Here is a 25,008-nt window from a genome sequence, read left to right on the forward strand (position 1 = left end):
TTTATAAGGTCAAATATAGCAAAGAAATAATGCTAGTAAATTTAACTTACTTTACCTCTCTTAAAAACCTATGTTCTTTAAAAAATTTTCGGAGTGATTTTTGCTCTTTTGGGCCGATCTTGTAGCTTATAAATTTCAAATACCACTTGATATCTTGCTCGCTTATGTCGCGGCTTTTGGCATACTGGGCTAATATATAATTTGGGATTTTTACATTTTTTTGTAAAAATTTTGCGACTAGCTTTTTGTAAAACGAGCCATTTTTTACGTAAGAAAATCTACCAAAAACAAAGGGCAAATTTGTCTTTTCGTGCCAAATTTGACCAAGGTCGTAAAAGTACTCTTTGCCCTCATTTAAGTATGCCTTTAGCGCTCTGTCACCTATGATCACCTCGCCATTTAGCTTAAGCACCTTGGCTAGGGCGTTTGAGCTAGCTGAGGCAGGATCTGGCTTTGGGGCTGAGTTTTTGCGCACAAGCACGCTTTTTACATCTTTTTTGGCGACTATTCCAAAATTTAGCTTCTTTAAATTTGCCTTTTTGCTAGCTATGCTTGATATGACCGCAGCGTCGATCTTTCTGGCATTTAGGGCTCTGTTTAGCTTGCTTGGCACGCCCTTTTTAAACTCGATAGCCTTTTTTATCTGAGAGCTTAGTGGGGCTGATTTTAAAAATACGTGAAATGGGAGTAAATTTAGATAATCAATCTTTCCAAATATCATTTTTCATCTTTTACAAGCTCAAATTTAACTAGCGCGTTTTCACTGCAAACATCACGAAATAGCTGGGTTAAGCTCTCTTTTGTGCCATCATCCAAAGCATTTTCGTTTTTTAGCTTTATGAGCGTTGGCTCATTTATCTCGCAAAGGCAGTCAAAGAGCGCGTCTAAATTTTTGCCGTAGTACTCTGGCAGGTCAAATTTCTTAGCAAAATACTCATGCATTTTTTCTTTTTCGAGCATCTTTTTAGCATCTAAGATCACGCTTTTCATTGCATCCTCTTCTCATAAAGCAGGTAAAAATGCTCGTAGTGATCGGGCGTGTAGTAGATAAGCCCGTCGTTTGAGTATAAAATTCTCTCAGCGCCGCGCCTGCCGCCATTATAATTTACATCGCACTCAAACCACTTTCTACCATCAGCCTCAGGCAGCCTCTTTTCTCGGTTTGAAAATCTATCCCCACCGATGCTTTTGCCACCGCTTATCTGCCATAAATTTCCGCTTTTTGCGTCCCAGCCAAGTTCAAGTGCCTCTTTTTTGGTTATGAAATTCTTTGGTAGCTTGTTAAATTTATAGATATAAAGTGCGACCTCGTCTTTTGAGGTATATGAGCCATTTTCTGCGAGGCTTTGGCTCTTTTGCCCCTCTTTATTAAGCTGCTCAAGTAAAATTTGAGCGTTTTTATTTGCCTCACCGCCCTCTTTTGAAAAAAAGAAGGTGCCGATGATGATGGCAATAACAAAGGCAACTAAGGCTGGCAAAAGTCTTTTATTCAAATTTAGCCCTTAAAGAGTGTTAAAAACTCTATCGCCAGCGTCACCAAGACCTGGAACGATGTAGTTTTTCTCGTTTAGTTTCTCATCGATCGATGCCGTATATACCTCGACGTCTGGGTAAATTTCACTAAATCTCTTTAGTCCCTCAGGTGCAGCGATGATAGAGATAAATTTGATCTCTTTAACGCCCTTTTCACGCAAGAACTTAACCGCGTCTATCGCCGTGCCACCAGTCGCAAACATAGGGTCGATGATGATGGCCATGCGCTCTTTTGCGTCTTTTGGAAGCTTTGCGTAGAAAAACTCAGCCTGCGCTGTCTCTTCGTTTCGCTGAAAGCCCAAAAAGCCAACGCTCGCATCTGGTATGATGGTAAAGACGCTATCAAGCATGCCAAGAGCAGCCCTTAAAATAGGGCATATCATCACCTTTGTAGTTAGTCTTTTTGCGTCTGCCACCGCAACTGGTGTTTGGACTTTGACATCTTTTACCTTTAAATTTCTAGTCGCCTCAAAGATCATAAGGTAGCTGATCTCATCAACTAGCATGCGAAACTGAAAAGGCTGGGTGTTTTTATCACGTAAGATTGTTAATTTATGCTCGATCAATGGGTGTGAGATGAGCTTCACGTTTTGCATTTTTTGTCCTTAAATTTACTGTTTTTACAAGGTTTGTCTTTTACAAAATGCCAAGAGGAGAATTTAGCCCAAATTTGGGCTAAATTTGATTAAAAACCTTTTGCAAGTTTGGCTTTATAAGCCTCAACATCAAAATCTTTTACTCTCGCTACGCCATCTTCAACTGCAGCTTTTGCAACTGCTGGAGCGACCGCTGTTAGCACGCGCTTGTCAAATGGTTTTGGGATGATGTACTCTTTGCCAAATTTTAACTCGCTAACGCCACTTGCTTTTAAAACTTCAGCTGGCACTGGCTCTTTTGCAAGCTGAGCAAGTGCTTTAGCTGCTGCCATTTTCATATTTTCAGTGATCTTTTTAGCTCTAACATCAAGCGCGCCTCTAAAGATAAACGGAAAGCCCAAAACGTTATTTACTTGGTTAGGATAGTCGCTTCTGCCTGTACCCATCATAACGTCATCTCTTACAGCTACGACGTCCTCTGGGAAGATTTCAGGCACTGGGTTTGCCAAAGCGAAGATGATAGGCTCTTTGTTCATCGACGCAACCATCTCTTTTGTCACAACGCCAGGCTTAGAAAGACCTAAAAACATATCAGCGCCTTTCATCGCATCAGCTAGTGTCCTATCCTCAGTCTCAAGCGCAAATTCAACCTTTTCTGGAGTTAGGTCTGTTCTTTTTGAGTGGATGACGCCTTTACTATCTATCATCACGATGTGTTTTGCGCCAAGTGCTTTATACATCTTTGCGCAAGCGATGCCAGCTGCACCTGCGCCGCTAACTACGATCTTTATCTTAGATATATCTTTGCCAGAAATTTCCATCGCATTTATAATGCCAGCGCTTGTTATCATCGCTGTGCCGTGCTGATCGTCGTGCATTACAGGGATATCGACTGCTTCTTGAAGCTTTCTTTCTATCTCAAAGCACTTTGGAGCGCGGATATCTTCTAAATTTATACCGCCAAATGTAGGAGCAAGAGCCTTGCAAATCTCAACGATCTTATCAGGATCATGCTCGTCTAGCTCGATGTCAAAGGCATCAACGTTTGCAAATTTCTTAAATAGCACCGCCTTGCCCTCCATAACTGGCTTGCCAGCGATAGCGCCGATGTCACCAAGTCCAAGAACAGCCGTGCCATCAGTAATGACAGCCACCAAATTTGCTTTGTTTGTATATTTATAAGCTAGTTCAGTGTCTGCATTTATCTCACGGCATGGCTCAGCAACGCCTGGTGTATAGGCCATTGAAAGGTCTCTTGAAGTCTCGCAAGGTGTCTTTACCCTGATCTCGATCTTACCGCCGATGTGGTAGTTTAGTGCCTCTTCTTTAGTTACATGTGTCATTTCTCTTCCTTTAATAAATTTTGTATTCTGTTTTTGATCTCGTTGCTACCTACTACTTCAAGCACCTCAAATATGCTTGGGCTCACGCTTGAGCCAGTTAGCGCTATCCTTAGGGCCTGAGCTAGGTCTTTTAGTTTTAAGCCATTTTGCTCTAAAAATTTATTAGTTAGCTCCTCATAGCCCTTTGCGTCAAGGTCACGGTCTAAAATTTGAGCAAATTTCGCCAAAATTTCTTTGCTATTTTCATTTATAAATTTAGCCCAAGCTTTCTCGTCGTAGCTTTTTGGAGCGTTGATGATAGCATTTGCGCTATTTGCCATTTCAATTAGTGTCTTTGATCTCTCACGGAGTGAATTTAGCAGTAGCTCACCCTTTGCCAAAGCCCTAAAATCAACGCCAAACTCGAGCATATCGTGCGCTAGCCTCTCGTAAGGCAAAGTTTTTATGTAGTGAGAATTTAGCCAGTCAAGCTTTTGAGCGTTATAGGTGCTTGAGCTTTTGTTGATATCGTTTGGATTAAAGTATTTGAGCATATCCTCGATAGTAAAAATCTCATCATCGCCGTGGCTCCAGCCAAGACGAACGAGAAAATTTAAGAGCGCTTCAGGCAAGTAGCCCATCTTTTTGTACTCCATAACGTCAGTGGCACCATGCCTTTTGCTAAGCTTTTTGCCGTCCTCGCCGTTTATCATAGCGACGTGATAAAATTTTGGCACCTTAAAGCCAAGCGCCTCGTAAAGAACGATCTGTTTTGGGGTATTTGAGAGGTGATCATCGCCGCGAATAACGTCTGTGACGCCCATTAGCGCATCGTCTATCACAACTGTGAAGTTATATGTTGGCGTGCCGTCGCTTCTAGCGATGATGAAGTCGTCTAAGATATCTTCAACCTTAAATTTAACCTCGCCCTTTATGCCATCATGTATGACGATCTCGCCGCTAAGTGGGGCTTTTATACGGATGACTGGCTCGATACCAGCTGGAGGCGTGCCAGTAAAATCTCTATATCTATTATCATATTTTGGGCGCTCTTTTCTTGCCTCTTGACTAGCTCTAAGCTCCTCAAGCTCCTCTTTGCTCATGTAACATTTGTAGGCTTTGCCCTCATCAAGCAGCTTTTTAACGTACTCTTTGTAAAGATCAAATCTCTTTGACTGATAGGTCACTTCGCCGTCGTGATCTAGCTTGCACCAAGCAAATGCCTCTTTTATCGCTTGCGTGGCTTCTTCTGAGTTTCGTTTTAAGTCAGTATCTTCGATGCGGAGCAGAAATTTTCCATTGTTAGCTCTTGCGTATAAATAATTATAAAGAGCTGTCCTAAGTCCGCCTATATGTAGGTATCCAGTAGGCGACGGAGCAAATCTAGTAACTATCATTTTGTGCCTTATTTTTATGTTATAATTGCCCAAAATTATATTTACTAAATACTTAAATAAAGGTTTCATTATGAAAAAATTGCTCTTTTTGGCTGCTGGCGTGTTAAGTGCCTTAAATTTATATTCAGCTCAGATGATAAACGGCATCGCAGCTATCGTGGAGAACGAGCCTATCACGCTTTACGAGGTTTATAGCTTGAAGGAACAGCTAAAGACAACAGAGCAGGACGCTTTAAATTTGCTTATCAGAGATAGGCTTGAAGATGCGCAGATAAAAAACTTAAATTTAAGCGTGACACCTTTTGAGCTAAACGACAGGATCGAGGCGATCGCAAAGCAAAATGGCATGACAAATTCGCAGTTTAGAAACTCTATCCAAGCTCAAGGCATGGACTTTTTGGACTTTAAAAACAACTTAGAGCACAAGATGCTTCAAGAAAAACTTTATAAAAGCATAGCTGCTGAGGCTGGCAAAAACATAAACGAGCAAAAAGCAAAGGCATATTTTGACGCTAATCCTGATAAATTTAAGGTCTTTAGCACCGCTAGAGTCGTAGTTTATAGAGCAAAAGACCCTGATCTGCTTGAAGCTCAAAAGACAAGTCTAAAGCTACTAGACGGCGTGCAAACACAAGAGGTAAGCTTGGACTATCAAAGCATAGACCCAAGACTTGCTGCGATCATCTCAAGCACAAATAACGGCGACTACACACAGCCTTTGCAAGGACCTGACAGTTTTGATATGTTTTTAGTAAAAGAGAAGATCGGCTCATACACACCAAGCTTTGCTGATGTAAAAGATAACGTTATAAACGAGCTTTATCAAGGTGAGCAAGAAAAATTAATGAGTGATTACTTCGAAAAACTCCGCGCAAAAGCAAAAATTCAAATCCTAAGATAACTTCAAATTTAGCCACTTTGGTGGCTAAATTTCTCCAAAATTTAACTTCAAAATTTATAAGCAAAAACCTGCAAAAGCAGCCAAATTCAGTTAAACTTTTTAGTGAAAAATTCAACGTAAATAGCGTAGATATAAGGGTTACTACAGCATAAGGAGCAAAAGGTGTGATGCCAGCACCTGAGCTTGCAAGCACGAAGTTGTGACTTATAGCAGCTCCAGCTCCCATGCCTAAAACAAAAGAGCTGAGCCTCAAAGCCAAATTTGTATTGATCTAGCACTAAATTTGTGATGCTTGCAAAAAGAACGATAGAGACTATGCCATAAAACATCGAGAAGTCACGTTCAAAAATTTTACTGATAGCTCCCACTGAGCAAAATTTACTTCTTTGCATAAATGCGCCGATGATGATGGCACAAATAAGCGAGATAAATAAATTTGCATGCTGTGAGCCTGGGCCTTTTTCTGAGCTAAATAATGCGCCATTTTCGCCAAGTTTTAGACCAAAGATAAGTGCTATCAAAAATAAAATAGCAATGATAGTTGGCAAAAGTCCTATCGCCTTTGCAAGTGGTTTCACTCTCAGGTAAAATGTAGCTGTTTTTTAAATTTATCTTATAAAAGCTAGAAGTGTCGGTTAAATTTAACTATTTGACGACAAATGAGATTAGTGAAAATTTTCTATGAGGTCTTTAAAAACTTCATAAAGTTTATTTATTTCATCAACGCTAACTCGTTCGTTTTTGGCGTGTATGCGGTCGTTTATGACGCCAAATTCTATCGCATTTACACCAAATTCAGCAAAGTGCCTAGCATCGCTCGTGCCACCTTTTGTATTTAAAAGTGGCGTAACGCCAGTGATCTTTGTGACAGATGCCATTAAATTTCTTACGATCTTGCTATCTTTGTTCGTTAAAAATCTCTTTGAGCTTTGCTTTATACTAAGCTCGTAACTAAGCCCATCTAAAACGCTTCTAAGATAGCTCTCAACGTCATTTACATCGGTTAAATTTGAGTTTCTAACGTTAAACATTATGCTAAGCTCGCTTGGCGTGACGTTGCAAACCTGCATGCCACCACGAATGTCCGTTACCACGATCTTACTTGGGCTAAAAAACTCGCTCCCTCCGTCCATATCATGGTCAGCTATCTTACTTAAAAGTGGAGCTATCAAATTTACTGGATTTACGCATTTTTCTGGGTATGCCACGTGGCCTTGAACACCCTTTATCACGATCTTGCCATTTATCGAGCCACGTCTGCCGACCTTTATGCTATCGCCAAATTTCTTATCACAAGTTGGCTCAGCCACGACGCAAAATTTGGGCAGATCCCCTATCTCACGCAGATATTCAAGCGCTAAAGGCGTGCCGTAAGTGCCATCGCTCTCTTCGTCACTTGTTAAGATGAGGCTTAGTTTGCCATCAAATTTTGCATCTTTAGCAGCACAAGCAAAGGCAGCCACGCCGCTTTTCATATCCTGCGCGCCCCTTGCGTAGATGTAGCCATCTTTTTCTAGTGGGGTAAATGGCTCGCTCTCCCAGCCATCACCTGGCGGCACGACATCGACGTGTCCTGCAAAGGCTAGATGCTCCCCGTCTCCATAAATTTTAGAAAGTATGAGATTGTTAGTGCCGTTTTTTTCTATAAATTTCGCCTCAAAGTCTGGCAAAAATTTAGCGATAAACTCCAAACTTCCAGCGTCATCTGGCGTGATAGAACGAAATTTTAAAAGCTCTTTTAAAAAGCCAACTACCACTAAAACGCCTTTTTAGAAGGAAGTCCCAAGTAAAATCCCTGGAATTCGTCGATGCCTATCTCCTTACAGACGTTAAAGATTTCTTTAGAATGAACATACTCTGCGATCGTTTTTATGCCAAGATCCTTTGCAAATGCCACGATCGCGCTTGCGATGGCGTATGAGTCTTTATTGATATCGATGTCTTTGATGATAGAGCCATCGATCTTCACGTAGTCTGGCTTGATCTTTATGATGTAAGAGAAATTTGAGTAGCCAGAGCCAAAGTCATCAATCGCTATCATAGCGCCCATGCTCTTTGCTCGCTCGATAAAGACCGAGACGCGCTCAGCACTCTTTAGCTCCTCGTCTTCAACTATCTCAAAAACTATCCTACCAGCGACATTGTGCTTGTTTAGTAAATTTAAAACAAGTGCGCTAACGTCGCCATCTATCATATCTCGGCTGCTTAAATTTATAGAAAGAACCAAATTTGGATCTTCAGTGAGGTGCTCAAAGCACTTTTTAATGAGCTGTTTTTCAAGGTCTGCATAACGCTTGATACGCTTTGAGATATCCAAAAATACGCTTGGCGAGATGACGTCGTCGCGGTCTAAAATTCTTATTAAGCATTCATATTTTATAGGGATCTTTTTCTCGTCAAATATCGGCTGAAAATACGGCACGATGTTGTCGTTTATCGTAGCGTTTTGGATAAGCTTTGAGCGCTCGATCTGATTTGCGTATTCATCTTTTTGACTTAGCCCTTTAAAGTAGCAAACATAGTCTTTATCGAGTGATTTGGCTGATTTTAACGCGATGGTTGCCTTTCTTAAAGTCTGATCGCTATCAAGCGCAAAGCCTATGGTGTTGTGAATTTCTATATCATCGACCTCTACGCCATTTTCATCTTTTATGCTAAGCATCCTGCCTTTAAAGATATCTAGTAAATTTTCAGCTAGCTCCTCGTATCTGTCGATAAAGTCGTTGTTGTCTTCAACTAAAGCAAATCTGTCCGCCTCGATACAATAAGCCTTCATATTCTCATTTTTTGCAAATTCTTTGATGAGATTTGCCATCTGTTTTAGTATCTGGTCGCACACGTATTTGCCGTAGTAGTCGTTCATCTTGCCAAAATCATCGATATCCATAAGTATCACTTTTGGATATTTATACTCGCTCACATCTTTTATGAGCGCTGCCTTGTTAAAAAGCCCAGTCATCGGATCGATATATAGCTTCTCTTGTAGCTGGGCGATCTTAGTAGTGCTCTCTTCTTTTACTTTTAGATAGTCAAATTTGATGTTTAGATACTTAAATACAAACCAAAGACAGACTGCAAGCCCTAAAAATAGACCAATCGAGCTTAAGATCAAAGTAAGAGTCATGTTTTTCATCAGCCACTGAAAATAAAATTGGTCGCTAGTGCCAGTTATCCTTTGATCGATATGCGCTTTAAAGCCCAAAATATAGTCATTTACGGCGACAAACATACATACTTTGGCACTGTTTTCTGGCAAAATTTCAGCCCAGAAATAATCCTTTTGAAAATCATGCGAGTAGATGTCGCCACAGCTCTTGTCTTCGTAGTCTTTATTTACGAGGCTTTTATCTGACGATGCCTCTATCTTAAAGCCATTTTTGCCATTTTCTTTTAGTAAAAAGATATCGCCAACGGCATTGTCGGTTATATGATTTTGAAAATCTATAATGTTAAATTTACTTATATTTTTAAGGTAATTTACATATTGAGATGTTAGATACTCGGTCTTTTTTTTAAGGTCAAAGTTGTTTGTAGAGAGCGCATTATTGTATTTATACGAGTAGATCGTTAAATTTTCAGTTACAAAGAAAGCAAGAAGCAAAACCACGACCAAAGTGACGGTTTTAACCATACTAAAGTGCTTTTTTTGCGATTCGTCGCTTGGCATAAAGTTTAAACTTCCTTTCTTAAATTTAAATTTTTCTACTGGATTATATCCAAGCTAAATAAAAAATTTCTTTCATTTTTTAATTAAAAATTTAGCTCAAAGCTTAACGATCTTTGCACCGTATCCGCCTTGATTTGCCGGTGCATCGTGAAATTCTTTCACGCTTGGATGCTCTTTTAAGAAATTTTTAACAGCAAAGGCAAGCTTGCCAGTGCCGATGCCGTGAAATACGCTAACCTCATCAAATCCCATAACAAGACTATCTGAGATAAATTTATCAAGCTTAGCTATCGCCTCGTCAGCTCTCATGCCGTGCAGATCAAGCGAAAGCGAGGCCGTTTTTGGCTTATCTACGCTTAAACTTACGCCGCCTTTTTTAGGCAAGACCACTTCGTTGCCATTTTTTCTTAAAAGCTCGAGTGGCACGCGCAAATTTATGCCATTTGACTCGATCATCGCGTCATTTTTAGAGATGCTTAAAACCGTGCCTTTTATATTTTCATACTTCACTCTATCGCCCACTTTTAGGCTCTCGCGTTCAGTTTTTTTAGGCTTAACGATAGCAGCTTTTTTCTCATTTGCCACATTTAGCGCTCTTTGTTTGTCTTTTATATCCTTGAAATTTATAACAGCTTTTGCCGCATTTATCGCTTCATAATACTCTTTTTCAAGGCGCGAAATAGTCGCATTTAGCCTGATCTCATTTTTCTCTTTTAGCTCTTTTTGCTCCTCAAGCAAGCGCTCCAGCCGCTCCTCTTTTGCCGTGACCTCTTTTATCCCCTCATCAAGCTTGGTTTGTAAATTTAGCGTCTTTGTGATGATCTCGTTTAAATTCTCTTTATCTTCGCCATAAATTTTCTTTGCCTGCGCCACTAAATTTTGAGATATGCCGTATCTTGCCGCAGTTTCAAAGGCATAAGACTTGCCGATCGTGCCCTTTAAAAACTCAAATTTAGGCCTTTGAGCCGCCTCGTCGTAAAGTGCCGCCACTAGCTCAACCTCTGGATTCTTAGCTAGCAACATCGCAAGGCGCTTGTGGTGGGTCGTGATGATCATTTTGATATCTTGAGTGATGAGGCGCTCTATCATGACGCCATACAAGCTCGCAGCCTCCTCAAAGTCGGTGCCAAGCTCGATCTCGTCGATACCGATGATGATCGATTTTTTAGTAAAAAGCTTTGCAAAATGCACCATTCTGCCAGCAAAGGTTGAGATGTCGTTTTTCACACTTTGCGGATCTTCGATAATAGCGTCAAATTCTTTAAAAGAGCCGATACTTGAGCGGTTTGCGTCGATACGCATAGGCAGCAGATACTTTGCAAGTAGCGTGGCTGAGATGATCGATTTTAAAAGCATTGACTTACCGCCAGCATTTACGCCGGTAATGAGGAGCACCTTTTTGCTAAAATCCACACTCACGCTCTTTGGATTTTTAAGCGCTGGGTGGGCAAATTTCTCAAGCTTGATAACGTGCGAGCTATTTGGCAAAACAAACTCATAGTCGCGCGATCTAGCCAAATTTACACGCGCTTGATACGCATCAAACTGATCAAAAGCATTATTTATAAATTTCAAAAAGAGTAGGCTCTTGCTCATTTGCAAGCTAAATTTCTTACAGTGCTCAAAAATGATCTCCTCTTTTTTATCAAGTAGCTCGCTTTGCTCCTTTTTTAGGCGCTCAGTGCTTGCAGGTGCGACGTAGAAGTAGCCGCCTGAGCTTCTAGCGATCACGGTGCCTTTTAGGGCGTGATTAAAGCCGCCACGCACCAAAAGTGCCTCTTGTGAGTTGATGTAGTGCGTCTGGGTATCGACTAGATAGGGTGTGATGTGCTTTGAGTAGATGAGCTTTTTAAGTTCAGCGTCGATCTGGCGCTTTTTCTCGCTAAATGCCTGCTTTATCGCAGCAAATCTCTCATCTACGCTGTCGCTAAACTCGCCGTTTTCATCAAAGCTGTTTGCCATCTGGCTCATCGCTTCAGGGATTTCAACCTTTGCGATCCACTCGCCAAGCCTGCCTTCAAATTTTTGCTTTTTTAGATATGAAAAATACTTAATGATCTTTGCAAACTCGTAAATTTCGCTGATGTGAAGCACTGCTTGCTTGCTAAGTCTCATAAGCGCGTCATCAAGCTCTTTTATCTCGTCAGGCGCCTTAAAATCATACTTTGAAAGCTCGCTAATGTTTTCAAAGTGGATCTTGCTGTCGCCTTGTAAAAATAGCGGTTTTTGCCTTGCTAAAAATGAGTTAAATTTATCCAGATACTCGCCAAGATCGAGCTTTAAAAATATCTCTTCAGTCATTGCTCACAACTTTTTATAGGCACGATGACGCCTGAGAGATCGCTAAATTCTCGCTTTGGCAAAAATGAAGCCGTGCCAAATTCGTAGTTAAATTTCTCAGCGCTTACGTTGTATTCGCCGCATTTTAGTGTTTTGCCCTGCTTAAAGTCAGTCACTAGCTTTGAGATGGCGTCCTCGTTTTTTGATAAATTTTGCTCGTAAAAATAGACGCAAACAAGGATCGCTACAAGCACCGCGCTAACGAGCGCTTTAACGCCTTTGCTTATCTTTTCATCTTTTATCGCCCAGATCGCTCCAAAAAGCAGCATCACGCCAGCGATTATTATCAAATTTCTTACCATTTCACGCCTTTATACTTTGCGATGAGCTCTTTGTAAAGCTCAGCATGAGGCTTGATCTTTTCTAAAATTTCAGCCCTAACCTCGCTTATATCTTGCTTTTCAACCAGCAAGCAAACGGCTAGATAGGGGGCATTTGGCAGCATCTCTTTTATCTGGGCGCTATTTAGTTTTTGCGACCTTGCAAGCGCGATCAAGATATCTTTTTTGCCTAAATTTATAAGGCTTGAAATTTCATCCTCGCTTAGCTCTTTTTCTTTTATCTCTTTTAAAATTTCATTTTCATCTTGAGGCTTGAAACTACTTAGATCCATTAATATCCGCCTCTTAGCTGCACGCTGATATCGCCCGCTCCAAAGCCAACTACTATGCCGTCACTTAGGCGGTTTTTCACGCCAAATTCATCTGTAAATTCTATCCCTTCTTCAACCCTCTCAACCTTGTCGGTAAAGATCGGGTTATACTCGCTAAATTCGCTCTTCATATCAACTTCGATCGGATTTTCTCCAGCTGCATAAACTGGCAAGATGACAAGCTCATCAACGCCCTTAAAGCACTCTTTAAAGCCAGCTAAATTTGTGCTAAGCCTTGTGTAGCGGTGTGGCTGAAATATCGCTGTAACGCTCTTAATACCTAAAATTTTGGCGTATTCAAAGACTGATTTTAGCGTCGCTTTTATCTCGGTTGGATGGTGCGCGTAGTCGTCTATTAGGACGAAATTCTTGTTTGCACTAAGGATGTCAAAACGCTTTTTGATGCCTTTAAAATTTAGTAAATTTTCTCTGATATCTTTTAGCGGCGTCTCGTGCATCGCAGCTAGAATGGCCAAAGATGCGTCTATAGCGATGTGCTCGCCCATGCCAAAGGCTTCAAATTTGCCTAAATTTTTAAGATTAAAGCTGGTGTATGGCTGATAGTCTCTTACAACCATTGTTAGCTCAGTGATATCACTGCTTGGATAAAGCCTGATCGCATCAAGCTTAAGAGTGCTTAAAAACTCATCCTCAGCGTTTATCACTCTAACCTTTGCACGCTCCAAAAAGCCCTTGTAGGCTGCGTAAAATTTAGCTAGATCGTAGTCGTAGTGCTCCATGTGCTCTGGCTCTGCGTTGGTGACGATGGCTAGATATGGGTTTGAGTTTAGAAAGCTTGAGTCGCTCTCATCAGCCTCAAATACGACGTTATCGCTTTTGGCGTAGCGCATATTTGAGCCAAACTGCTTTGAGATGGCGCCGATGATGACTGAGCCTTCAATTAGGCTTGCTAGCATCGCTGAAGTCGTGCTCTTGCCGTGTGCGCCAGCAACTGCAAAAACGCACTTATCTTCAAGCACATAAGGCAAAATTTCTTTTCTTGAAAAGCACTTTATGCCCTTTCTTCTAGCCTCTACTAGCTCAATGTTATCCTCTTTTATCGCAGCTGAATAGACCACAAAGTCTTGGTCTTTTATCGCCTCTTTGCAGTGCGGCGTGATGACCTCGATGCCCTCATTTTGAAGTTCAAGCGTCGTCTTGCTCTCTTTGATGTCGCTGCCGCTTATCTTGTGGCCTTTTTCGTGTAAAAATCTAGCGATGGCTGAGATGCCGATGCCACCGATGCCTATGAAATGGACTTTTCTGATCTCGTTATTTAGCTCTTGCAAATTTTATCCTTAAGTTTTTCGTGATTTTAACAAAAACTACTAAATTTAAGGCTGAAAATGGCTTTTATTTGCTTAAGCTAAAGCTTTCATCTATCAGGTCAAAAACTGTTTTTTGTGAGATTTTGGAGTTTAAATTTACACTGATCCAGTGCTTTTTATTCATGTGATATGCCTTAAAAATTTGCCTCTCATCAACTAGCACCATGGCTAGATCTGGACTGCATTTTAGATTTAAAACATCTATCACTTCGTCACTTTTAAGACCTAGCTTGCTTGTACTTAGCTGCATAAGTAGCGCAAACCACTTCTTGTTTTTCTTGTGACGAAAGACACTAAAATTTGGATATTTTGGAAAAATTTGCTCCCCTAAAATGTCAAATTTCTCTTTTATATATTTTTCAACTTCGCTTCGTTTCAAATTTCACTCCGAAATTCCTTTGCAAAAGCACTCATTTTCGTGATCGTCGATGACGCCAACGCCTTGTAAAAACGAGTAGATGATCACAGCGCCTACAAATTTAAAGCCGCGCTTTTTCATATCTTTTGAGATGCGCTTAGAGAGCTCGCTACTTGCTGGCATGTCTTTGGCACTTTTTATGTCATTTATGACGCGCTTACCATTTGTAAATTTATAGATGTAGTTATAAAACGAGCCAAACTCGGCACAAAGCTCTAAAAAAGCCTTGGCATTTTTTGGCAGGGAGTAAATTTTAAGTCGGTTTTTGATCGCTCTATCATCACTTAAAAGACTTTGAAGCTTTGTTTCATCGTAGCTAGCGATCTTTTTTGCGTCAAAGCCGTCTAAAATTTGAGCAAGCCCAGCTCTTTTTCGTAGCACATAGTCCCAGCTAAGGCCTGCTTGAAAGCCCTCTAAAATGAGCATTTCAAAGAATTTCTTATCATCTTTGACCGCTCTGCCCCACTCAAAGTCGTGATAGCTCTTGCTAAATTCGCTCTTTTTGGCCCAGGCGCAGCGCTTCATCTTTTAAATTTAGCCTCTATCTGCATAAAGCCCCAGGTGCTTCTAGCCTCGCTAAGCTCCTTTTTGCTAAGCTCATCGATCATCATCTCTTCATTTTTGCCAAGCCTGTTTTTGACCTCGCCAAATGGGCTAATGAGCATCGAGTCGCCGTAAAAACTCCACTGCTCATCCTCGCTCTTGTGGCTCCCCACGCGGTTTACTCTAAGCACATAAACGTTGTTAGTAAAGGCTCTAACCTTTAAAAGCTCCTCCCAGCGCGCCTGCGAGAAAAACGTGCAAGCCGTTGGCACAAGCACGATATCGACCTTTTTAGCGCTCATATACGCCCAGCAAATGTCAAAATGCGCCTCGAAGCCAAACATGACACCAACTTTAAATTTATCGTAGGTAAAGATAGGTAAATTTAGCTCATCGCTTGCATTGCTAAAAAACTTCGCCTCGTTCCAGTGCGCGTAAGGCATGAGGATCTGCTGATCGTATAGCTTTACTTGCGTTGGGCTAAATTTAGCTAGGCTCTTAAAAATTTCTTTGCCTTTTAAATTTATGATAGGCGCGATGATGTTTAGATCATACTTTTTTGCCATCGCAAATAGCGCCTCTTTTTTGCGCTCGCTCTGCTCTTTTATGAGGCTTTTTGGCATGGTGGCAAGCTCTTTAAAGAAGCTATTTAGCACGTATTCGCCAAGCACAACCAGCCTTGCGTTTTCATCCGCGCAAATTTTAAGGTAATAATCAAGCCTCGCCTCGCTTAAAGGCTGCGTTGGTAGCTGAAGGGCGCAAATTTTACTCATCATCCACCTGCTTTATGCTAAGCTTTGCGTTTTCTAAAATTTCTCTTGCCTCGTTTAAAAGCTTTTTGCCCTGCTCGTGTAGCTTTATGCTGTTTTCTAAGCTCACATCATCTTTATTTAGATCGTTTAAAATTTTATCTGCAAGGGCTAATTTTTCTTCAAAACTTTGCTCTTTTTGCTCCATTTTCTATCCTTTTAATATATTTTTTATATATCCATCAAATTTTTCTATCTCGACCAAAAAGGCGTCGTGGCCGTAATTGCTATCTATCTCTACAAAATTTGTCTTTGCCTCCCGCCCCATCTCGCAAAGTGCGTCGTAAATTTCTCTCATGCAGCTTGGCGGAAAGAGTAGATCGCCTTTAAATGCGATAAGGTGCAAATTTGCTTTGATCGGTGTAAGGGCGTCTTTTAGGCTATCGTAGTGCCTTGTGCAGTCAAAGATATTCATCATCTTTACGATATATAGGTAGCTTAGCGGGTCAAACCTCTTTGGGAAGTTGTAGCCGTTATACTCCATGTAGCGATCGACCTGAAAATGTCCAAAAAGATCGTAAAGGCCATCAGTTTCAACATAGTTGCGTCCAAATTTCTTATCCATGCTATCAGGGCTTAAGAAGCTGATGTGCCCTGCCATCCTGCCGTAAGCCATACCTTTTAGCCCATTTTTTCTTATAAATTCTGCGTCGTATTCGCCGTTTTTAAAATTTTCATCGTTTAAAATGGCTTCGATGGCGATTTTATTAAACGCTATCGCCCAAGGCTTTGTCTGATAGGTGCTTGCAAGCATTATGATATCTTGCGCAAATTCTGAAAACTCGATAGCGTAGCAAAGTGCCTGCATACCGCCAAGACTGCCACCTATCACGGCTCTTGCCCTCGTGATGCCAAGCTCGCTAAATAGCCTCATCTGCGCCTTTACCACGTCGCTTATGGCAAGGACTGGGAAATTTAGCCTATACTCTTTGCCGCTACTTCTATCCACGCTTAGCGGCGAGGTCGAGCCAAAGCACGAGCCTAAGATATTTACGCAGATGACGTAAAATTTATCCGTATCGACCGCCTTTTTGCTGCCTATTAGCCCGTCCCACCAGCCAGCTTTCTCATCGCCTGCGTAGGTGCCAGCAGCGTGGTGCGAGCCAGTTAGGGCGTGACAGATCACGATAACGTTGCTTTTATCAGCATTTAGCGTGCCGTAGGTCTCGTAAATAAGCTTGAAATTTGATAGCATACGGCCACTCTCAAGATAGAGTGGCTCGTTAAATTTAATAGTTCTAGTTTGCAGCTCTAACACTAATTAACTTTGTAGTTTGGTGCCTCGTGAGTGATAACTACGTCGTGGACGTGGCTCTCTTTTAGTCCAGCGCTTGTTATCTCGACAAATTCAGCTCTTTCTTGAAGGGTTGGGATATCTTTTGCGCCAACATAGCCCATAGCGCTTCTTAGGCCGCCTATTAGCTGATGGATCACATCTTTTATGCTGCCAGCAAATGGCACACGGCCTTCGATGCCTTCAGGCACAAGCTTGTCTTGAGCGGTGCCCTCTTGGAAGTAGCGGTCTGAGCTGCCCTTTGTCATAGCGCCTATTGAGCCCATACCGCGATATACTTTGTACTGGCGACCTTGGAATGTTATAAGCTCGCCTGGGCTCTCCTCACAACCTGCAAGTAAGCTACCAGCCATAACGCAAGCTGCCCCTGCTGCAAGGGCTTTTGCCACGTCGCCTGAGTATTTTAGTCCGCCGTCAGCGATAACTGGGATGCCATATTTCGCTGCTTCGCTTGCGCAGTCGTCAATAGCTGAAATTTGAGGCACGCCAACGCCAGCAACGATCCTTGTAGTGCAAATAGACCCTGGTCCAATGCCCACTTTTATGCCGTCAGCTCCTGCTTCTGCTAGGTCTTTTACGGCTGCTGGGTTTGCGATATTGCCAGCTACGACATCGACTTTAAAATTTGCTTTTACCTCTTTTAAAGTGTCGATGATGCCCTTTGAGTGGCCGTGAGCTGAGTCGATGACGATGACATCTACGCCAGCATCAACAAGTGCTTTAGAGCGCTCTATCTGACCCACGCCAATAGCCGCAGCCACGCGAAGTCTGCCGTAGCTGTCTTTATTTGCATTTGGATACTCTTTGCGTTTTTTTAGATCTTTTATGGTGATAAGTCCGTCAAGTCTGCCGTCTTTATCGACGATAGGTAGCTTCTCAACCCTGTTTTGAGAGAAAATTTTCTCCGCATCATCAAGCGTGCAGCCCTTTGGTGCAGTGATAAGCGGTGCTTTTGTCATGCGGTCTTTTACCAAAGTGCTCATATTTGTCTCAAATCTCAAATCGCGGTTTGTTAAAATTCCTATTAGTTTGCGGTCTTTGTCGATGACTGGAACGCCTGAAATATGAAGATCTGACATAAGGCTTAGAGCTTCAGCCACGGTCGCTTCTGGATTTATAAAGATAGGATCGATGATGACGCCACTTTCGCTTTTTTTGACGCGTTTGACCTCTTTTGCTTGGCTTTCGACGTCCATATTTTTGTGAATGACGCCGATACCACCAAGCCTTGCCATCATGATAGCAGTTCTATGCTCAGTCACCGTATCCATCGCAGCAGATACGATCGGGATATTTAGCGTGACGTTTTTGCTGATCCTTGTTTTTACATCAACTTGCTTTGGCAAAATTTCAGAGTATTGCGGCACAAGAAGCACATCCTCAAATGTTAAAGCTCTCTTTACTATCTTCATATTTTTATCCTTTTATTAAATTTTCTAGGCTCTTAGCACCATTTATCAAGGTCTGTTCGTCCCACGCTTTTGCGATGAGCTGGGCGCTCACGTTTAAATTTTGATCATCTTTGCCAACTGGCACAGAGATAGCTGGCAGACCTGCTAAATTTACGCTGATCGTGTAAATGTCGCTTAGGTAGGCTTGAAGCGGATCACTGTGTGCTCCAAATTTATAAGCTGTGCTTGGGGCAACTGGCATGAAGATGAGATCATTTTCTTCTAAAATTTTCTCATACTGAGCTTTTATATGCGCTCTTGCTTTTTGCGCTTTGATGTAGTAAGCATCGTAGTATCCGCTACTTAGTACAAATGTACCAAGCAAAATTCTTCTTTTTACCTCTTCGCCAAAGCCTTCAGAACGCGAATTTACATATAGCTCTTTTAAATTTCTAGCATCTGCGCGTCTGCCGTATCTTACGCCATCGTAGCGGCTTAAATTTGCGCTTGCCTCTGCGGTTGCGATGATGTAGTAGGCTGCGACATCATATTTTGAGTCTTCAAAATTTGTGTAAGTTACGCTGTGTCCGTGTGATTTTAGCTTCTCGATGGCTAAATTTAAAGCAGCTTTTGTCTGCTCGCTTGCGTTTTCTACGTAGTTTTTGATGACACAAATTTTTAGCTTTTTGTTGCCATCTATCTTATCGCTAACGCTTACAAACGGCACATCTGCGCTCGTGCTATCTTTTGGGTCGTGTCCAGCGATTGCGTCATATAAAATGGCTGCGTCTTCTACGTTTTGAGCGATTGGGCCTATTTGATCAAGGCTGCTTGAGTAGGCGCCAAGGCCGTATCTGCTCACTCTGCCGTAGGTTGGTTTAAGTCCTACGCATCCGCAAAATGCCGCTGGCTGGCGGATAGAGCCACCAGTGTCGCTACCAAGTGCTGCGACTGCAATACCAGCTGCGACTGCTGCTGCTGAGCCGCCGCTACTGCCGCCTGGGACGTGAGCGTGATTTAGTGGGTTTAGTGTTTTGCCGTAAAATGAGCTCTCAGTCGTGCTTCCCATCGCAAATTCGTCCATATTTGTGCGGCCAAATGGAGCTAAATTCTTGCCAAGTAGCTTTTCGATAACGGTTGCGTTATATGGTGCTACGTAGCCTTGTAAAATTTTAGAAGCGCACGTGACGCTCCAGCCTTTTACTTGGATGTTGTCTTTTATAGCGATAGGCACGCCCTCGCCTAGTTTTGCGATCTCTAAATTTGCTAGCTGCTCAACATAAGCGCCAAGCTCTTTTTCTTTTATGATCTTCGCCTCAAGCTCGGCTCTTAAATTTTTTATCTCTTCAGCTGAAAATTTCAAAGCTTCTTTTAAAGTTACCACTATTTTTATCCTTTAAATTTATTAACCAAAAATATGCCAAACAAGCTAACAACGACCACCGCAGCGATCGTTGTGACTATGATAGTTGCGCTTACTGGCTCACTTAGCACTTATGACCTCTTCACATCTTGGACATAGCGCATCTTCTTTGCTAGCGTTAAATTTCCAGCATCTTGGGCATTTGTGAAGGTTGCTTGCTATGATCTTAAATTTATCGCCCTCTAGCTCAAACTCAGCTAATGGCTCACTATCATCATAAGCTTTAACCGAGCTTACCATGTAAAGATCGGCCACTTCGCGCTCGTCGTAGCCTGTGATGTTGTGGTTTGTGGTCTCTAGGCTTAGCTCTAGGGTTGATTTTATCTTTTTGTCCTTCTTAAGAACATCCACGATCTCGTTAAATTTCTCCCTGCTAGCAAAAAGCAGCTCATCTTCAAAGCTAACGTCAAATTTGATCGGCTCATAGACTAGATCAAACGCGTCTTTAGCGTCGCCTTTGATGATATTTGGAGCGTAGTCCATCACCTCATCAACGGTGTAAGTAAGCGTTGGAGCGATGAGTGGCAAAAGTGCCTTTGTGATGATCGCCATTGCGCTTTGAGCTGATCTTCTTCTTGGGGCGTCTTTTGCGTCGCAGTAAAGTCTATCTTTGCAAATGTCAAGATAGACGCCGCTAAGATCGGCTGATAGGAAATTTAAAAGGATGTTAAAACCCTTTGAAAAGTCGTAGTTTATAAAGCAAGCGCTCGCCTCGTCAAAGACCTTTTTAGCACGAGCTAGTATCCATTTATCAAGGATATTAAACTCTGTATTTAAGCTCTCAAGATCATTTACGTTTGCTAGTAAAAAGCGGATCGTATTGCGGATTTTGCGGTACTGCTCGCTTATTTGCTTTAATATATCTTCGCTTATTTTTAGGTCGCTTGAATAATCACTCATACCAACCCAAAGGCGTAAAATTTCCACGCCGTGAGTCTTAGCCACGTCTTGTGGAGCGATGACGTTGCCCTTACTTTTGCTCATCTTCTCGCCCTTGGCATCGACAGTAAAGCCGTGAGTTAGGATACTCTCGTAAGGTGCGTGAGAATTTATAGCTGTGCTTACTAGAAGCGAGCTTTGAAACCAGCCGCGGTGCTGGTCTGAGCCCTCTAGATACATGCTTGCAGGGTATTTGCCAGCGTCGTAGTTGTCGCTTTGCAAGACCGCATGCCAAGTCGAGCCGCTATCAAACCAAACGTCAAGGATATCCATCACTTTTTCTAAATTTTCAGCCTTGTATTTTGAGCCCTTTGGTAAAAGATCATCAACACTTAGCGCCCACCACGCATCAGCGCCTTTTTCTTTAAAGATAGCCACGATATGATCTAAAATTTCACTATCAAATATAACTTCTTTTGTCGCTTTATCTCTGAAAAACGCGATCGGCACGCCCCAGTCACGCTGACGAGAGATGCACCAGTCTGGGCGATTTTCTATCATAGAGCCTATTCTTTTTATGCCCACACTTGGGTAAAATTTAACCTTTTCAAGCTCTTTTAGCGCTGTTTGTCTAAGCGTTTTTCCACCTAGTTTAGCCTCGTCCATAGCTATAAACCACTGCTTTGTGGCTCTATAAATGACAGGCTTGTGCGTTCTCCAGCAAAATGGATAAGAGTGCCTAAATTTAGATACACTAAGCAAGCTTTTGCCAAGTAGCTCTAAAATTTTCTCATTTGCTTTAAAGATGTGCATACCGACAAACTCGTCTACCACGTCGCTTCTAAATAGTCCGTGATGTTTTATGCTCTCATCGTAGCAGCCACCATCATCAACTGGCATCAAAATTTCACTAAAGCCATATTTCAAACATACGTAGTAGTCGTCCTCGCCGTGTCCTGGAGCTGTATGAACAAGTCCAGTACCCCCATCCATCATAACGTGATCACCCAGTAAAAATTTAGACTTTCTGCCGTTTAGTGGATTTATCGCGTGGGCGTTTTCAAGCAGGCTTGATTTAAACTCTTTTTTGATCTCGCCCTTGCTTAGGCCACTTTGCACAACGCTTTCAAGTAGTGGCTTTGCAAATATCAAATTTTCAGCCGTTAGCACATAAATTTCATCTGGATTTAGGCTTATGGCTTGATTTGCTGGAAGTGTCCAAGGCGTGGTCGTCCAAATGACAGCGCTTGCCTCTTTTACGCCAAGCTTTTCTAACGCGTCGCCATCAAGCTCAAATGCTACGTAAATAGAGTAGTCCTCTTTCTCCTCGTACTCAACCTCAGCTTCAGCTAGCGCCGATCTAGCCGCCCAGCTCCAATAAACTGGCTTGCTTCTTTCTATCAAAAGGCCCTTTTTAGCGATCTCGCAAAGTGCTTTGTAGATGTCAGCCTCAAACTCAAATTTCATCGTCATGTATGGATTTTCAAAGTCGCCGATGATGCCAAGAGTTTTAAACTCATCGCGCTGAATGTCTATAAATTCTCTCGCGTGCTGCCTGCAAAGCTCCCTGATCTCGACCTTGCTAAGCTCTTTTTTCTTATCGCCAAGTTTTACTTCGACTTGTTGCTCGATCGGCAAGCCGTGGCAGTCCCAGCCTGGCACGTAGCGGACGTTTTCGCCGTAAAAATAGTGCGTTTTTGTGATGATATCTTTTAAAATTTTATTTAATGCGTGGCCGATGTGTAGGTGGCCGTTTGCATACGGAGGGCCGTCGTGGATGTTGAAGTTTTTAACCGCATTTTGGCGATTTTTCTTCATTTTTTCATAAACCTTGCGCTCTTCGTACCATGATTTTAGTCTTTGTGGTTCATTTTGTGGGAGATTTCCGCGCATCGGGAAATTTGTCTCTGGGAGTAAAAGTGTCTCTTTGTAGTCCATTTTTTACCTTGATTTTAAAATTTGCTAATTTTACACCTGTGCTGGTTAAATCACACTGAAAAATAGTATAATGAGGCAAAAAAAGGAGCTTAAAAATGAGACAAAGTATCTTGATAATAGGCGAAGATCTTGAGATAAATAGAGAATTTCTAAACTACATTTTTCAAAGTTACGAGGATCATTTTGGAGAGCTTGGAGTGGTCAGTTTTGCTCCAAAAAATAGTAAAGAGCTACCTTTTATCATCGAAAATTTATCAAAAGATTATGACTTTGTAAGCATTTTTGGCTCGGATGAAAATTTTGCCATCGCTGCAAAGATCGTAGCGACGCTAACTGGGGGCTCGCTCGAGCTAAAAGATAGCACGACCCTTGCGCTTAAAGATAGCTTAGACTACTCTAAAAATAGCTTTTTAGCCAGCCTAAATAACGCCCAGATAAATCTCATAAAAGCTAATCCAAATGAAGAGCTAGGCGAGTTTTTAGTCGAGTACGAGCCTGATTTTAGCTACTTTCATCTAATAGACATCGACGCAGATAGCGCGAAGATCCTTATGCTGCCACTTGCCAAAACTTACGAGGTCGATATCACTCTTGCGCAGATCCTACCAAATTTGATACTAGTAAGGGCAAAAAGCAATAAATTTGGCCAGATCGAGAGCTTTTTACAAGGTGTAAAAACGCTATTTTCACAAAAATTTATCCCACAAAAAGATGTGATCAAATTTGTAGCAAAAAAGCTCATGCAAAAGGGACTTAAAATTTCATTTGCTGAGTCTTGCACGGCTGGGCTTGCGGCGGCTAAATTTGCAAGATATGGCGGCATATCAGCTAGCTTTGATGGCTCGTTAGTAACTTATGCAAATCACATAAAGCACGAGTGGCTGGGCGTTGAGGATGAAATTTTAGATACTTACGGAGCCGTGAGCGAGCCTTGCGTAAAAGCGATGGTAAAAGGCACGCTAAGCACGACAAATGCGGACTTTGCGCTTGCTATTAGCGGTATAGCAGGACCTGGTGGGGGCACAGCTAGCAAGCCAGTTGGCACGGTATATGTCGCAGCTGGCGATAGAAACGGCAACATCGAGGTTGAGAGGCTACTTTTAAAAGGGGAGCGCAACTACGTTAGAGAGCAAAGCGTGCTAAGCGCCTATCTATGTTTGCTTCGGCTAAAAAGCGAGATATTTTTCGCGTAAATTTTATCTTTTTTAAAAATTGCACTAAATTTAACAGCGACATTCGCAGTAAAATATCAAAAATAAAAAGCCAAATTTAGGAGGCTAAAGATGTTTAAAAAGATATTATTACTCGCCATTAGTGCGTTATTTGCATTTGGCGCTGAGGCACAGGTGGGCGAGATAAAAGCAAGCGACTCGCCCTTTGGTTACGCTAGCGTTGGTGCAGAGCAAAATTTTGGCGGATACGCCGGCAAAGAGAGTAAAGAAGTCACCGTAAAAGATAGACAAGAGCTCGTAAAATACGCCAAAATGGGTGGTTACGTCATCTATGTGGATGGTCTCATAGACCTTAGCGAAGGTAAGATCCCGCAAAATGGCAATAGCGATGGGCTAGATAAATTTATAAGTGAGATTAGCGGTGGCGAATTTGACACTTATACTAAATTTATGCAGGCTTACGGCGCTTCATGCCGTGCATTTTTAGATGGTTCGCAAGATCCAAAGTTAGCAGCGCTTCGCAAAAATTTAGCCAACGAGTACAAAAAGCTCATCGTAATGCCGGTAGCTAGCAATACCACGATAATCGGCCTAGGCGAAAACTCAGGCATAAAAGGTGGCTCATTTTTACTAAAAAATGTCCAAAATATCGCTATCCGCAACATGAATACCTTAGATGCTTTTGATCCATTTCCAGATATACAAAAAAATGACGGCTTTAATGCGCAATATGACGGTGTGAGCATAGAGTCAAGCAAAAACATCTGGGTAGATCACTGCCATTTTAAGGACACGGTCGAGCTTAGCCATGTGCATTTAGCAGGCGGGGAGCTTACTAAATGGCAAGCCTACGACGGGGCTGTGCGAGAGATAGTGCGGCTATCACGATCTCGCACAACATCTTTGAAAACCACGACAAAACGATGCTAATAGGCTCAAGAGACTCAGACGGCAGCAGCGAAACAAGGACGATAACGGTCGCTCATAACATTTTTAGCAACTGCGCGCAACGCCTACCTATAGCACGCAATGCAAAGGTGCACGTCTATAACAACTTTTACGACTCAAAAGATGGCTTTTATGACCAAAAATACGCCATTGGCGTGCGCTTTGGCTCGCTAATATACGCTCAAAACAACTACTTTACAAATGGCGTCAAGATAAGCTACAAATGTAACAAAGGCACCATTTTTGAAAGCGGCAACATAGACCTTTCTAAAAAGGGCAGCGTTTGCGAAAAGCTAACCAAGCCGCCATTTGAGCCTCCATATAAATTTGAGCTCCTCGAAGCTTCAAACGTCCAAAACGAGGTAAATCAAAACGCTGGCACAGGCAAACTAGCCGTCATAAAATAATATCACCAAAGCCCCAAGCTAGCCAAAACGCTTGGGGCGTGAAAACAAAG

Annotated in this window: 25 protein-coding genes; 4 read left to right on the top strand and 21 right to left on the bottom strand. The window is 42.1% G+C overall.

Annotated features, from left to right (window positions below; all coding sequences use genetic code 11):
* Window positions 1-46: 46 nt before the first annotated feature.
* From MTT09_RS09185 to gltX, 6 genes are all read right to left on the bottom strand, one after another.
* Complete coding sequence (locus MTT09_RS09185; RefSeq protein WP_429803598.1) at window positions 47-721, bottom strand: MqnA/MqnD/SBP family protein; 675 nt, start codon at window positions 719-721, stop codon at window positions 47-49.
* Window positions 718-990: a barstar family protein gene (locus tag MTT09_RS09190; RefSeq protein WP_429803599.1), complete on the bottom strand. Its 273-nt coding sequence runs from the start codon at window positions 988-990 to the stop codon at window positions 718-720. The genes MTT09_RS09185 and MTT09_RS09190 overlap by 4 nt, the downstream gene beginning before the upstream one ends.
* Window positions 987-1,493: a ribonuclease domain-containing protein gene (locus MTT09_RS09195; RefSeq protein WP_021092069.1), complete on the bottom strand. Its 507-nt coding sequence runs from the start codon at window positions 1,491-1,493 to the stop codon at window positions 987-989. Before MTT09_RS09195 ends, MTT09_RS09190 begins: the two co-directional genes overlap by 4 nt.
* 9 nt (window positions 1,494-1,502) lie before the next feature.
* Window positions 1,503-2,129, bottom strand: coding sequence for a uracil phosphoribosyltransferase (gene upp, locus MTT09_RS09200; protein ID WP_004317747.1), 627 nt, complete (start codon window positions 2,127-2,129; stop codon window positions 1,503-1,505).
* 89 nt (window positions 2,130-2,218) lie between these two features.
* Window positions 2,219-3,472, bottom strand: a complete 1,254-nt coding sequence (locus MTT09_RS09205; protein WP_004317644.1) for a malic enzyme-like NAD(P)-binding protein — start codon at window positions 3,470-3,472, stop codon at window positions 2,219-2,221.
* A complete protein-coding gene (gene gltX / locus MTT09_RS09210) occupies window positions 3,469-4,848 on the bottom strand; it encodes a glutamate--tRNA ligase (RefSeq protein WP_103590408.1) in 1,380 nt (459 codons plus the stop codon). The genes MTT09_RS09205 and gltX overlap by 4 nt, the downstream gene beginning before the upstream one ends.
* Before the next feature lie 70 nt (window positions 4,849-4,918).
* On the opposite strand from gltX, the gene MTT09_RS09215 reads away from it, so the two are divergent.
* Window positions 4,919-5,749 carry a peptidylprolyl isomerase gene (locus MTT09_RS09215; RefSeq protein WP_103598029.1) on the top strand — a complete coding sequence of 277 codons (831 nt, stop codon included), beginning with the start codon at window positions 4,919-4,921 and terminating at the stop codon, window positions 5,747-5,749.
* A gap of 86 nt (window positions 5,750-5,835) precedes the next feature.
* On the opposite strand, the gene MTT09_RS09220 is transcribed toward MTT09_RS09215, so the two are convergent.
* From MTT09_RS09220 to ileS, 15 genes are all read right to left on the bottom strand, one after another.
* Window positions 5,836-6,327, bottom strand: a complete 492-nt coding sequence (locus tag MTT09_RS09220; protein ID WP_429803600.1) for a hypothetical protein — start codon at window positions 6,325-6,327, stop codon at window positions 5,836-5,838.
* 87 nt (window positions 6,328-6,414) lie between these two features.
* On the bottom strand, window positions 6,415-7,506 hold the full coding sequence (gene dapE / locus MTT09_RS09225; RefSeq protein WP_429803601.1) for a succinyl-diaminopimelate desuccinylase: 1,092 nt from the start codon (window positions 7,504-7,506) through the stop codon (window positions 6,415-6,417).
* On the bottom strand, window positions 7,506-9,416 hold the full coding sequence (locus tag MTT09_RS09230) for an EAL domain-containing protein (RefSeq protein WP_429803602.1): 1,911 nt from the start codon (window positions 9,414-9,416) through the stop codon (window positions 7,506-7,508). Before MTT09_RS09230 ends, dapE begins: the two co-directional genes overlap by 1 nt.
* A 96-nt stretch (window positions 9,417-9,512) precedes the next feature.
* Window positions 9,513-11,717 (bottom strand): endonuclease MutS2, encoded by a 2,205-nt coding sequence (locus tag MTT09_RS09235; protein ID WP_429803603.1) that lies wholly within the window; start codon window positions 11,715-11,717, stop codon window positions 9,513-9,515.
* Window positions 11,714-12,058: a hypothetical protein gene (locus MTT09_RS09240; protein ID WP_103616419.1), complete on the bottom strand. Its 345-nt coding sequence runs from the start codon at window positions 12,056-12,058 to the stop codon at window positions 11,714-11,716. Before MTT09_RS09240 ends, MTT09_RS09235 begins: the two co-directional genes overlap by 4 nt.
* Window positions 12,052-12,369 (bottom strand): hypothetical protein, encoded by a 318-nt coding sequence (locus MTT09_RS09245; protein ID WP_149711219.1) that lies wholly within the window; start codon window positions 12,367-12,369, stop codon window positions 12,052-12,054. Before MTT09_RS09245 ends, MTT09_RS09240 begins: the two co-directional genes overlap by 7 nt.
* On the bottom strand, window positions 12,369-13,676 hold the full coding sequence (gene murC / locus MTT09_RS09250; protein WP_103566698.1) for a UDP-N-acetylmuramate--L-alanine ligase: 1,308 nt from the start codon (window positions 13,674-13,676) through the stop codon (window positions 12,369-12,371). Before murC ends, MTT09_RS09245 begins: the two co-directional genes overlap by 1 nt.
* Before the next feature lie 85 nt (window positions 13,677-13,761).
* Complete coding sequence (locus MTT09_RS09255) at window positions 13,762-14,115, bottom strand: MmcQ/YjbR family DNA-binding protein (RefSeq protein WP_429803604.1); 354 nt, start codon at window positions 14,113-14,115, stop codon at window positions 13,762-13,764.
* A gap of 3 nt (window positions 14,116-14,118) precedes the next feature.
* A complete protein-coding gene (locus tag MTT09_RS09260) occupies window positions 14,119-14,679 on the bottom strand; it encodes a DNA-3-methyladenine glycosylase I (RefSeq protein WP_429803605.1) in 561 nt (186 codons plus the stop codon).
* A complete protein-coding gene (locus MTT09_RS09265; RefSeq protein WP_429803606.1) occupies window positions 14,676-15,470 on the bottom strand; it encodes a carbon-nitrogen hydrolase family protein in 795 nt (264 codons plus the stop codon). Before MTT09_RS09265 ends, MTT09_RS09260 begins: the two co-directional genes overlap by 4 nt.
* Window positions 15,463-15,654 (bottom strand): exodeoxyribonuclease VII small subunit, encoded by a 192-nt coding sequence (gene xseB, locus MTT09_RS09270; protein ID WP_004317712.1) that lies wholly within the window; start codon window positions 15,652-15,654, stop codon window positions 15,463-15,465. Before xseB ends, MTT09_RS09265 begins: the two co-directional genes overlap by 8 nt.
* Window positions 15,655-15,657: 3 nt before the next feature.
* A complete protein-coding gene (gene metX / locus MTT09_RS09275; protein WP_429803607.1) occupies window positions 15,658-16,764 on the bottom strand; it encodes a homoserine O-acetyltransferase MetX in 1,107 nt (368 codons plus the stop codon).
* Entirely contained in the window at window positions 16,764-18,212 is a 1,449-nt protein-coding gene (gene guaB / locus MTT09_RS09280; RefSeq protein ID WP_429803608.1) for an IMP dehydrogenase, read from the bottom strand. Before guaB ends, metX begins: the two co-directional genes overlap by 1 nt.
* A gap of 4 nt (window positions 18,213-18,216) precedes the next feature.
* The gene (gene gatA, locus MTT09_RS09285; RefSeq protein ID WP_429803609.1) at window positions 18,217-19,575 is read right to left on the bottom strand and encodes an Asp-tRNA(Asn)/Glu-tRNA(Gln) amidotransferase subunit GatA; all 1,359 of its coding nucleotides are present in this window, start codon (window positions 19,573-19,575) and stop codon (window positions 18,217-18,219) included.
* 99 nt (window positions 19,576-19,674) lie between these two features.
* A complete protein-coding gene (ileS, locus tag MTT09_RS09290) occupies window positions 19,675-22,431 on the bottom strand; it encodes an isoleucine--tRNA ligase (RefSeq protein ID WP_429803610.1) in 2,757 nt (918 codons plus the stop codon).
* 95 nt (window positions 22,432-22,526) lie between these two features.
* Between ileS and MTT09_RS09295 the strand changes: the two genes are divergently transcribed.
* The 3 genes from MTT09_RS09295 (at window position 22,527) to MTT09_RS09305 (ending at window position 24,958) form a co-directional block, all read left to right on the top strand.
* A complete protein-coding gene (locus MTT09_RS09295) occupies window positions 22,527-23,624 on the top strand; it encodes a CinA family protein (protein ID WP_103601394.1) in 1,098 nt (365 codons plus the stop codon).
* 90 nt (window positions 23,625-23,714) lie between these two features.
* Window positions 23,715-24,533 carry a hypothetical protein gene (locus MTT09_RS09300; protein WP_429803611.1) on the top strand — a complete coding sequence of 273 codons (819 nt, stop codon included), beginning with the start codon at window positions 23,715-23,717 and terminating at the stop codon, window positions 24,531-24,533.
* Window positions 24,443-24,958, top strand: a complete 516-nt coding sequence (locus MTT09_RS09305; RefSeq protein WP_262974893.1) for a hypothetical protein — start codon at window positions 24,443-24,445, stop codon at window positions 24,956-24,958. The genes MTT09_RS09300 and MTT09_RS09305 overlap by 91 nt, the downstream gene beginning before the upstream one ends.
* Window positions 24,959-25,008 lie beyond the last annotated feature (50 nt).

Source organism: Campylobacter concisus, from assembly GCF_050447505.1.
In the GTDB taxonomy this organism is placed as follows: domain Bacteria; phylum Campylobacterota; class Campylobacteria; order Campylobacterales; family Campylobacteraceae; genus Campylobacter_A; species Campylobacter_A concisus_BP.

Bases quoted from the DNA above. Each gene is read 5' to 3' on its own strand.
- MTT09_RS09185 (WP_429803598.1), bottom strand. From the start codon at position 721: ATGATATTTGGAAAGATTGATTATCTAAATTTACTCCCATTTCACGTA.
- MTT09_RS09190 (WP_429803599.1), bottom strand. From the start codon at position 990: ATGAAAAGCGTGATCTTAGATGCTAAAAAGATGCTCGAAAAAGAAAAA.
- upp (WP_004317747.1), bottom strand. From the start codon at position 2,129: ATGCAAAACGTGAAGCTCATCTCACACCCATTGATCGAGCATAAATTA.
- MTT09_RS09205 (WP_004317644.1), bottom strand. From the start codon at position 3,472: ATGACACATGTAACTAAAGAAGAGGCACTAAACTACCACATCGGCGGT.
- gltX (WP_103590408.1), bottom strand. From the start codon at position 4,848: ATGATAGTTACTAGATTTGCTCCGTCGCCTACTGGATACCTACATATA.
- MTT09_RS09215 (WP_103598029.1), top strand. From the start codon at position 4,919: ATGAAAAAATTGCTCTTTTTGGCTGCTGGCGTGTTAAGTGCCTTAAAT.
- MTT09_RS09230 (WP_429803602.1), bottom strand. From the start codon at position 9,416: ATGCCAAGCGACGAATCGCAAAAAAAGCACTTTAGTATGGTTAAAACC.
- MTT09_RS09235 (WP_429803603.1), bottom strand. From the start codon at position 11,717: ATGACTGAAGAGATATTTTTAAAGCTCGATCTTGGCGAGTATCTGGAT.
- MTT09_RS09240 (WP_103616419.1), bottom strand. From the start codon at position 12,058: ATGGTAAGAAATTTGATAATAATCGCTGGCGTGATGCTGCTTTTTGGA.
- MTT09_RS09245 (WP_149711219.1), bottom strand. From the start codon at position 12,369: ATGGATCTAAGTAGTTTCAAGCCTCAAGATGAAAATGAAATTTTAAAA.
- MTT09_RS09260 (WP_429803605.1), bottom strand. From the start codon at position 14,679: ATGAAGCGCTGCGCCTGGGCCAAAAAGAGCGAATTTAGCAAGAGCTAT.
- MTT09_RS09265 (WP_429803606.1), bottom strand. From the start codon at position 15,470: ATGAGTAAAATTTGCGCCCTTCAGCTACCAACGCAGCCTTTAAGCGAG.
- xseB (WP_004317712.1), bottom strand. From the start codon at position 15,654: ATGGAGCAAAAAGAGCAAAGTTTTGAAGAAAAATTAGCCCTTGCAGAT.
- guaB (WP_429803608.1), bottom strand. From the start codon at position 18,212: ATGAAGATAGTAAAGAGAGCTTTAACATTTGAGGATGTGCTTCTTGTG.
- ileS (WP_429803610.1), bottom strand. From the start codon at position 22,431: ATGGACTACAAAGAGACACTTTTACTCCCAGAGACAAATTTCCCGATG.
- MTT09_RS09295 (WP_103601394.1), top strand. From the start codon at position 22,527: ATGAGACAAAGTATCTTGATAATAGGCGAAGATCTTGAGATAAATAGA.
- MTT09_RS09300 (WP_429803611.1), top strand. From the start codon at position 23,715: ATGTTTAAAAAGATATTATTACTCGCCATTAGTGCGTTATTTGCATTT.
- MTT09_RS09305 (WP_262974893.1), top strand. From the start codon at position 24,443: ATGGCAAGCCTACGACGGGGCTGTGCGAGAGATAGTGCGGCTATCACG.